Origin of the sequence: Methylobacter sp., assembly GCF_004322395.1 — a bacterium.
GTDB lineage: Bacteria > Pseudomonadota > Gammaproteobacteria > Methylococcales > Methylomonadaceae > Methylobacter_A.
This window is the reverse complement of record NZ_SCTW01000015.1, coordinates 77,782-86,999: the sequence shown is the minus strand read 5'-3', so window position 1 is coordinate 86,999 and position 9,218 is coordinate 77,782. Positions and strand designations below refer to the sequence as shown.

The 9,218-nt window shown below is 45.0% G+C and carries 11 protein-coding genes; all 11 read left to right on the top strand.

Annotated features, from left to right (window positions below):
• The coding region (locus tag EPO18_RS02855) for a hypothetical protein (RefSeq protein ID WP_292430231.1) at positions 1–287 on the top strand (287 nt) is incomplete at its 5' end.
• 207 nt (positions 288–494) lie between these two features.
• On the top strand, positions 495–830 hold the full coding sequence (locus EPO18_RS02850) for a cold shock domain-containing protein (RefSeq protein WP_292430228.1): 336 nt from the start codon (positions 495–497) through the stop codon (positions 828–830).
• 126 nt (positions 831–956) lie between these two features.
• Complete coding sequence (locus EPO18_RS02845; RefSeq protein ID WP_292430225.1) at positions 957–1,628, top strand: glycine-rich domain-containing protein; 672 nt, start codon at positions 957–959, stop codon at positions 1,626–1,628.
• Between the two features lie 43 nt (positions 1,629–1,671).
• On the top strand, positions 1,672–2,727 hold the full coding sequence (locus EPO18_RS02840) for an AI-2E family transporter (RefSeq protein WP_292430223.1): 1,056 nt from the start codon (positions 1,672–1,674) through the stop codon (positions 2,725–2,727).
• A gap of 29 nt (positions 2,728–2,756) precedes the next feature.
• Positions 2,757–3,518 carry a DUF3530 family protein gene (locus tag EPO18_RS02835; protein ID WP_292430220.1) on the top strand — a complete coding sequence of 254 codons (762 nt, stop codon included), beginning with the start codon at positions 2,757–2,759 and terminating at the stop codon, positions 3,516–3,518.
• A gap of 236 nt (positions 3,519–3,754) precedes the next feature.
• Positions 3,755–5,554 (top strand): translation elongation factor 4, encoded by a 1,800-nt coding sequence (lepA, locus tag EPO18_RS02830; protein WP_292430217.1) that lies wholly within the window; start codon positions 3,755–3,757, stop codon positions 5,552–5,554.
• A gap of 69 nt (positions 5,555–5,623) precedes the next feature.
• Complete coding sequence (gene lepB, locus EPO18_RS02825; RefSeq protein WP_292430214.1) at positions 5,624–6,400, top strand: signal peptidase I; 777 nt, start codon at positions 5,624–5,626, stop codon at positions 6,398–6,400.
• 91 nt (positions 6,401–6,491) lie between these two features.
• Positions 6,492–6,869, top strand: coding sequence for a DUF4845 domain-containing protein (locus tag EPO18_RS02820; protein ID WP_292430211.1), 378 nt, complete (start codon positions 6,492–6,494; stop codon positions 6,867–6,869).
• Positions 6,866–7,549, top strand: a complete 684-nt coding sequence (gene rnc, locus EPO18_RS02815; RefSeq protein ID WP_292430209.1) for a ribonuclease III — start codon at positions 6,866–6,868, stop codon at positions 7,547–7,549. The genes EPO18_RS02820 and rnc overlap by 4 nt, the downstream gene beginning before the upstream one ends.
• Complete coding sequence (gene era / locus EPO18_RS02810; RefSeq protein WP_292430206.1) at positions 7,546–8,427, top strand: GTPase Era; 882 nt, start codon at positions 7,546–7,548, stop codon at positions 8,425–8,427. Before rnc ends, era begins: the two co-directional genes overlap by 4 nt.
• On the top strand, positions 8,420–9,199 hold the full coding sequence (gene recO / locus EPO18_RS02805) for a DNA repair protein RecO (protein ID WP_292430203.1): 780 nt from the start codon (positions 8,420–8,422) through the stop codon (positions 9,197–9,199). Before era ends, recO begins: the two co-directional genes overlap by 8 nt.
• The last annotated feature ends 19 nt before the right edge of the window (positions 9,200–9,218 follow it).

Below are 9,218 nucleotides of genomic sequence, written 5' to 3'. Positions count from 1 at the left end.
AGCCTGTTGAACAAGTAGAAGCTGCTGCAAAGATTAGAAACAATGTCGCTATGCAAACAATGGCAAATGAAAAATGCCCGCCGAAAATCAAGCAGGAAACAGGGGAACAAGTATTTTTCCCTTCTGAAATCGAAAGTGACAAAGAAACATATGTTACTTTGAAATGGGTAGGTGAAAACGCTAATAAAGGTGGCTTCAAAAACGCATCGTGCACATTGCACGGATCTTTGGGCGGGATCTCAGAGTTAATTATTGACGATAAAGTCATTATCAAGAAAAAAATCTAGATCATATGAAATTCTGATTGGATCAATCGATCTTGTGCAATGGATTCAATCAGAGTCATCTGTTTTACAAGCTATTAGGTTGATTAATTAGGCTATAGATTAGGGTCGACACTCTGACAAAACAACGGTAAAACGCAGACGCACAAGGCTAACGCCCCTTAATCTACATTCAGGTAGGTAAGGCTAAAACAACAAAAAGAAATTTTTATGACAAAGATATTGATTAAAGGAGTTTTAAAAACATGGAAAGAAGATCGGGGGTTTGGCTTTATCAGCCCTGATGGAGGCGGGAAGGATATTTTTATACACATTTCTGCGCTCAAGGGAACAAGCCGTCGCCCAGTGACGGGCGATGTTATTTATTATCAGAGCGCAAGAGATAATCGGGGCAAATTCAAAGCGGTTAATGCACATATTGAAGGCGTGGAAATTTTGGAAGACAAAGCGGCAGGCCTTTTTCATACCAATAAACGCATTCTGTTAATAGCGTTGGGTATACTGCTTATCGCCGCTGCGGCTGCAGCGGTTGTTTACTCGACTTAATTATTGCAAAAGAACGAGATGTTTTTCTACGGCCAATGCGTCGCTTACCAGCAGTAGGCGCTTTGAGCGAGCGCCTACTGTTGATGCACTTAATTCTTGGCTTGCTTATAAACGATTGAGTACAGCATGAGTTTATCTTTTCCTTTGATTAGCGCCGTCGTACTGAGCCTTATTTTTTATTTTGTAATTAGGGCTAATAAAGTCAAGCAACTTAAATTTATCGAGCGATATCAGTTTCATAAAGGTATACGACATAAATTGTCACAGAAGCACCCCCAGTTAACCGAGCAGCAGCTTGATATGGTTTTTCAAGGCTTGAGAGACTATTTCCGTATTTGTCGCCAAGCTAAAAATCGCATGGTATCGATGCCGTCTCAAGTCATTGACGACGCTTGGCATGAGTTTATTCTTTTTACCCGTATTTACGAAAAGTTCTGTACTAAGGCGATGGGGCATTTTTTACATCATACGCCTGCCGAGGCCATGTCTACGCAGAATATTGCGAAGGACGGCATTAAACGATCTTGGCGGTTGGCGTGTGCATTGGAGCAGATTAATCCTAAAAAACCGGCTCGATTGCCGCTTATTTTTGCAATGGATGGTTTGTTAAATATAAATAATGGCTTTGTTTATCAGCTAGACTGTAAAAAGAATCCAGCGGGCGGTTATTGCGCCAGCCATATCGGTTGTTCTTCAGGTTGCGGCGGTTCTTCCGACAGTTCGGGTGATGTGTCCGATTCTGGGGATTCGTCCGGTTGCAGCAGTGGTTGCGGGGGCGGCTGCGGTGGGGGTGACTGAACGGTGCTAGTTTACATAGGCATATATTATATTAGGGGTTGTAATGACTGATTCGCAAAAATGGCTGGTCTTTGCTTTTATCGCAGGTGCTGCCTGGCTGGTTTACCTGTTGGCGCCGGTGTTGATGCCGTTTGCATTTGCGGCAATGCTGGCTTACCTCGGCGATCCACTGACCGATAAGCTGGAAACCTATCAATTATCCAGAACCAAAGCTGTGTTGGTGGTTTTCTCGGTGATGACGCTGGTCTTTGTTTTGGTCTTGTTGCTGCTTGTCCCTCTTTTGGAATATCAGGTCGAGCATTTTGTGAGCAGCTTACCCGCTTATGTCACATGGCTGAATGAAACAGTCATTCCTTGGACGCAAAGGCGATTTCATCTAGGCATCAGGCCGATTAACCTCAATCAGATTGTTAACCTTATTAAAGGTCACTGGGAGCAAGCGGGCGGCATTGCTGCGACGATAATGAGCTCGGTTTCTCATTCCGGCGGAGTGATAGCCGAATGGCTGATGAACTTGCTGTTAATTCCCGTAGTGACTTTTTATTTATTACGTGATTGGGATGGCCTGGTTGCCAAAGTTCATGACTTATTGCCCCGGCGTGTAGCGCCTACCGCCTCTAAACTCGCTGGAGAAGTTGATACAGTATTGGCGGCTTTTGTCCGAGGGCAGTTCTATGTCATGTTGGCCTTAGGCTGTATTTACAGTATTGGGCTGTGGATAACCGGCCTTGATTTGGCTTTGTTGATAGGCATGCTGGCCGGACTGGTCAGTTTCGTTCCGTATCTGGGCTCAATCGTTGGTATTGTTATGGCTTGTGTAGCGACTTTGGTGCAATATCATGAGCTAATACAGCTGGTACCGGTCGCGATTGTTTTTATCATCGGGCAATCCTTAGAAGGCATGGTATTAACACCGATGCTGGTCGGCGACAAAATCGGTTTGCATCCTGTTGCCGTCATGTTTGCGGTATTGGCCGGTGGTCAGCTATTCGGCTTTCTGGGCATTTTGCTGGCATTGCCTGTCGCTTCGGTCATTATGGTGCTGTTGCGGCATGTGCATGATTTATATCGGTACAGCGATTTTTACGGCCGACAATGAAGCTCAGCTTTTTTGTTTTTGTTCTTTGCGTGGCTCACTTTTCAGCAGACGTGTGCCGGGCTAGCGATGAAAAGCGGGAAATCGAATTTGCTGAAAGCATTAATAAGACGCTGGCAATGGGCAAGACGATCTGGCTTGAGTCCGAAGGAAAAAAATTTCTCGGCCTGTATACGGAAACAGAAAAAAACACTAGTAAAGACACTGTTATCATTCTCCATGATATGGGGGGACATCCCGATCAGCAACACCTGATTTACGGTTTGAGGGTTTTTTTACCCGAACATAACTGGGCAACGCTTTCACTGCAAATGCCGCTTAGGGAAATAGGCGTTGAAAAAGAAGAATATTATGCGTTATTTCCAGAGGCGGCGGCTCGAATTCAGGCCGGAATTAATTATGCAAGAAACAGTGGCGCAGAAAATATTGTTTTGGTTGGGTATGGTTTAGGCGGGCTGATGGCTGCTTATGCCTTGAGTGAGCGGACGGCGGATATTAAAGCACTGGTGACCATTAGTCTGCCGGTCCCTGCAACCGAAAATAAAACTGCTCAGACGCTCGAGTTTATCAAGAAAGTCAAGATTCCAATGCTGGATATTTATGGTGCATTAGACGTGCCAGACGTTACAGAAAGCGCCAGAGACCGGCGCTTAGCGGCAAAAGAAAATGAGGTTTACCGGCAGATTAAAATTAACGATGAAGGCCATACTTATCTTCATGATGAAGGCTTGCTTGTAAAGCGGATATACAGCTGGCTGGGAGTAATCATGAGCGCGACTTCAACCGCTCAATGATTGATGGCGATGAATCCGCCTGGAGCAACCAATGCAAGATATAGCCGAACACGAAGACGGCTCTCCGAGATTGATGGTGAAAGTAGACTTTGAGTGGCGCTAAATCTGTTACAATGCCCAGCTAAAATTTAAAGTGTGCAAATACAATCATGGCAAGTGGTGTAAGGCAGTGGCTCTACTTAATTGGCAATGTTTGGCACGATGCATTAATACTATTACAACAAGTAGAAATATAAGTGGATTTAAAACATATAAGAAATTTTTCCATTATCGCGCATATCGATCATGGTAAATCGACGCTTGCGGACCGTTTTATCCAAATCTGCGGTGGCTTAAGTGCTAGAGAAATGTCCGCACAAGTGCTTGATTCGATGGATATTGAAAAAGAGCGAGGCATCACGATTAAAGCGCAGAGTGTTACGCTGGATTTCAAGGCGAAAGACGGTGAAACCTATCAGCTTAATTTCATCGATACCCCAGGGCACGTCGATTTTTCTTATGAGGTTTCTAGGTCTTTAGCGGCTTGCGAAGGCGCGTTGTTAGTCGTTGATGCTGCGCAGGGTGTTGAGGCGCAAAGCGTTGCCAACTGCTATACGGCGATAGAGCAGGGGCTGGAAGTGGTGCCTGTGTTAAACAAAATCGATTTGCCTTCTGCCGAGCCTGAGCGGGTGCAAGCTGAAATTGAAGAGGTGATAGGTATTCCGGCCGACGAGGCGCTGATGATCAGCGCTAAAACCGGCTTGGGTGTTGAAGATGTGCTGGAACAACTGGTGCTTAAGATTCCTCCACCGCAAGGCGATATAGACGGTCCGTTACAGGCTTTGATTATCGATTCCTGGTTCGATAGTTATTTAGGCGTGGTGTCGCTGGTCAGGATTGTGCATGGCAGTATCCGCAGAAAACAAAAGATCACCATCATGTCTACCGGCAAGTCGTTTATCGCCGAGAAAGTCGGTGTTTTCACACCAAAACGTCTGGAAAAAGAAGTGTTAAACACCGGCGAAGTCGGTTTTGTCGTGGCTGGCATTAAAGATATTTTCGGTGCGCCGGTCGGCGATACCATTACTTGGACGGATAAACCGGCTGCCGAGCAACTTACCGGATTTCAAAGAGTTCAACCGCGCGTTTTTGCCGGATTGTATCCGGTCAGTTCGGATCATTACGAAGATTTGCGCGAGGCGCTTAACAAGTTAAACCTCAATGATGCGTCCTTGCACTTTGAACCCGAAACGTCCCAGGCTTTGGGTTTCGGTTTCCGCTGCGGCTTTCTCGGTATGTTACATATGGAGATTGTGCAGGAACGATTGGAAAGAGAATACGACGTCGATCTGATTACGACAGCGCCTACCGTTATCTATGAAGTCATTACTCAAAATGATCAGGTCCTGATGATTGACAATCCGGCCAAGCTGCCGGATATGGGGACAGTCAGGGAAATCAGGGAACCTATTATCCGGGCCAATATCCTGGTGCCGCAAACCTATCTGGGCGGCGTAATTACGCTGTGTATTGAAAAGCGTGGCGTGCAGAAAGATATGCAATACGTCGGTAGGCAAGTGTCATTGCATTATGAAATGCCGCTGAGCGAAGTGGTGCTGGATTTCTTTGATCGATTAAAGTCGGTGAGCCGTGGCTTTGCATCGTTTGACTACGAGTTTTTACGTTTTCAAACAGCCGAGCTGGTCAAGTTGGACGTGTTGATTAATTCCGAAAAAGTGGATGCTCTATCTATTATCGTACATCGCGATCTAAGCCATAACCGTGGACGGGACCTGGTCGAAAAAATGAAAGACCTGATACCGCGGCAAATGTATGAAGTTGCAATACAGGCAGCTATTGGCTCTAAGATTATTGCTCGATCAACCGTAAAAGCGATGAGAAAAAATGTGATCGCGAAATGTTACGGCGGCGATATTAGCCGTAAGAAAAAATTGCTCGAAAAACAAAAAGCCGGGAAGAAACGAATGAAACAGGTAGGTAATATTGAGATTCCTCAAGAGGCATTCTTGGCGGTTTTGCAGCTTAACAAAGAATAACTCTGTTTTTAAACCTTTATGCACCAAGGCAACCACAAGGGATTGCCCCTACATTATTAAGATATGAACATGGACTACGATTTTTCCTTTTTTCTTGTCGTCGCCACGCTGGTTACCGGTGTAATTTGGGGTGGATATTTATTGGTACTTAAATTAAGAGGGGAGGTTTTCGATGAAGAAAATGAACCCATACTGGTAGAGTATGCGCGCTCTTTTTTTCCGGTTGTGCTGATTGTGTTATTGCTGCGTTCATTCATAGCCGAGCCTTTTCGCATACCTTCAGCATCAATGATGCCGAGTTTATTGATAGGCGATTTTATTCTGGTGAATAAATTCGCCTATGGAATACGTTTACCAGTTGTAAATAAAAAGATCATTGAACGGAATGAGCCTAAGCGCGGAGATATTGTCGTTTTTCGTTATCCTAAAGACCCAACTGTCGATTATATAAAGCGTGTAATTGGCTTGCCGGGCGATAAAATCGCTTATTATGATAAGAAGTTGCATATCAACGGCCTACCTATCAAGCAGGTTTCGTTGGGACGCTATCAGGGCGTAGGCCAAGGTGAGGATATGACCGGGAATGAGCACTTATTAGAAGACTTAACCGGCGTTGAGCATAGTATTTTAATTAGAAATGGGGCGGCTTCTGCCGAAGGCGTTTATGTGGTGCCGCAAGGGAGTTATTTTGTGATGGGCGATAACCGCGATAACAGCAATGATAGCCGTTATTGGGGTACGGTTCCTGAAGAAAACCTGGTTGGACAGGCCTTTTTTATCTGGATGAGTTGGGACTGGCAACATAAAGGTATAGGGTTTGATCGTATCGGCACAGTGTTGAATTAAACTGCACTATACTTACATGGATGTAAGTAAGGAGCGTTAGCAGGAGCGGAAGCTTTACTTATTTCTTTTAATAAAACATCTGGAGAAAAAAATGAATTTATCGCCTAACCGCCAGCAAGGGCTGACCTTGATATCGATTTTATTTATTCTGGGGCTCATCGGTTTTTTTGTCTTATTAACACTTAAAATAGTTCCGATTTACCTGGATCACGGCAAGGTAACGAGTGCCTTGGAGGCTTTAAAAGCAACTCCTGATCTTGCATCAAAAGGTGAGTTTGAAATCAGGGACAGCTTGAATAAGCGCTTTGCCATCAATTATGTCTATGATGTCAAACAAGATAATATTAAAGTTATCAAGCATGGTAATTATGTAAAAGTGGACATCGAGTACGAGACTGTTGTGAACTTGGTCGGTAACCTGAGTGCTTTAGCCGAATTTCACGATACTGTCGAGGCCGGTCAGGAGTGATAAAAAAGCCCGAAGATCTGTGTAAAAAGCTGGGTCTCACGTTTAATAATCCGCAGCTTTTTACCACGGCTTTAACACATCGAAGTGCCGGGTCGAATAATAATGAACGGTTGGAGTTTTTGGGCGATTCAATTTTGGGTTTTGTTATAGCCCAAAAGTTATATGAGTTATTTCCCGTCGCCAGTGAAGGCGTCTTAAGCCGGTTAAGAGCGAGTCTTGTCAATCAGAGTTCGTTGGCGGAGCTAGCCAGAAAGCAACAACTTGGCGACTATTTGCTGCTGGGTTCGGGCGAGTTGAAGAGTGGCGGGTTTCGCCGAGATTCCATTTTGTCCGATGCACTGGAAGCTATTATAGGCGCCTTATACAGCGATCAAGGCATGGATGCTTGCCAGCAATGGATATTGCAATTGTTTGCGGAAAAACTGAAAAGTTTGTCTTTGGATAATTGGCAGAAAGATCCTAAAACTCAATTGCAGGAACTGATGCAATCCAAAAAACTGGATTTGCCGGATTATACGTTAATGTCCATGTCCGGGCTTGCACATGAACAGACTTTCAAAGTTAAATGTACAATATCGTTAACAACGGAGTTTTGCATTGGCACAGGAAACTCCAGAAAAAAAGCCGAGCAGTCGGCGGCGGAGCTTATGCTCGAATTATTAAGTAAGGACAATAAATGAATTGTGGTTTCGTCGCCTTGATTGGGCGGCCCAATGTCGGCAAATCAACATTGATGAATCATTTGTTGAAGCAGAAAATCAGCATCACTTCGCGCAAACCGCAAACTACACGGCACCGAATTCTCGGCATAAACACCACCGACGCCGGGCAGGCCATTTATATGGATACGCCGGGCATGCATAACAGTGAAAAGCGGGCGCTGAACCGTTATTTAAACCGGACCGCTGAAACAACCTTGCTGGGCGTCGATGTAATTGTCTGGCTGATCGACGGTTTGTCCTGGCATGAATATGATGAGGCCATCTTTAAAAAGCTGGAGCAGGCGGGGTTGCCGGTGATTCTTGCTGTTAACAAAGTCGATAAGGTCGCAGACAAAGAAGCCATTTTGACGTTCTTTAATGAAGCTCAACATCGGTTTCCGTTCAAACATTTGATACCGATTTCCGCGTTAAAACGAACCAATCTCGATCAGTTGGAAAGCTTGATTATGGAACTGTTGCCGGAACGGGATTTGATCTATCCCGAAGATCAGGTGACCGACCGGTCCGAGCGTTTTTTAGCCGCTGAAATTGTCAGGGAAAAACTGACCAGACGTTTAGGCGCTGAGCTGCCTTATGCGCTTACGGTAGAGATTGAGCGCTACGAAGAAAAACCCTACATCACCAAAATATACGCGATTATTTGGGTGGAACGCTTGACCCAAAAGAACATCGTAATCGGCAAGGATGGCGAGATGCTGAAAAAAGTCGGCACCGATGCCCGGCAGGATATAGAAAAGCTGATCGGGCAGAAGGTTTATTTACAGCTTTGGGTTAAAGTTAAAAAAGGCTGGTCGGATAGCGAACGAGCCTTGCAAAGTTTAGGTTTTAATGACTGAATCCGCAGTTTATTTGCAGCCTGCTTTTATATTGCAGCAGCGCAAATACCGGGAAACCAGCTTGATTATTGATGCGTTAACCAAGGATTTCGGCCGCATTTCCTTGCTGGCAAAAGGCGTAAGAAAATCTAAGTCCAAAACAGCAGGAATACTGCAACCTTTTATTCCGCTGTCTATTTCCTATATCGGCAAGGCCGAGTTGAAAACCTTGACCGATGTCGAACGCCGCGCCGGTTTCCGACCAGCCGGTGGCATACACTCCGATATAATTCAGCCGTTTAGCGAGATCAAGGGGCTTGCGCTGTATTGCGGTTTTTATATCAATGAACTGGTCGGCCATTTTTTGCATAAATACGACCCCCATCCGGAAGTATTCGACTATTACAGTGAGTGTTTATCTTCTCTGGCGGTTGCATCCAATATCGAATCGGTATTGAGGCTGTTTGAGCTTAATCTGCTCGAATGTGCTGGCTATGGTTTGCAGTTGGAATACGACAACAATGAAAAGCCGATTGATTCATTAAAAAAATACGGTTTCAACGTAGGCCAAGGGCCGATTGAGGTTGTTAATGGGCGGTTTTCAGGCAAAACCTTGCTGGCGTTAAGCGCCAGGGAGCTAACCGAACCGCAAGTTTTAAACGAAGCAAAAATATTGATGAGGATGGTTATTGATGTTTATTTACAGGGTAGGGAGCTTAAAAGCCGGGCCGTTATTAGTAAAGTCTTCGCTACCGCTCAACAGGTAGACGAAAGGCTAAAGGCTAAAGGCTAAGACCGACCATGGTGAAGCT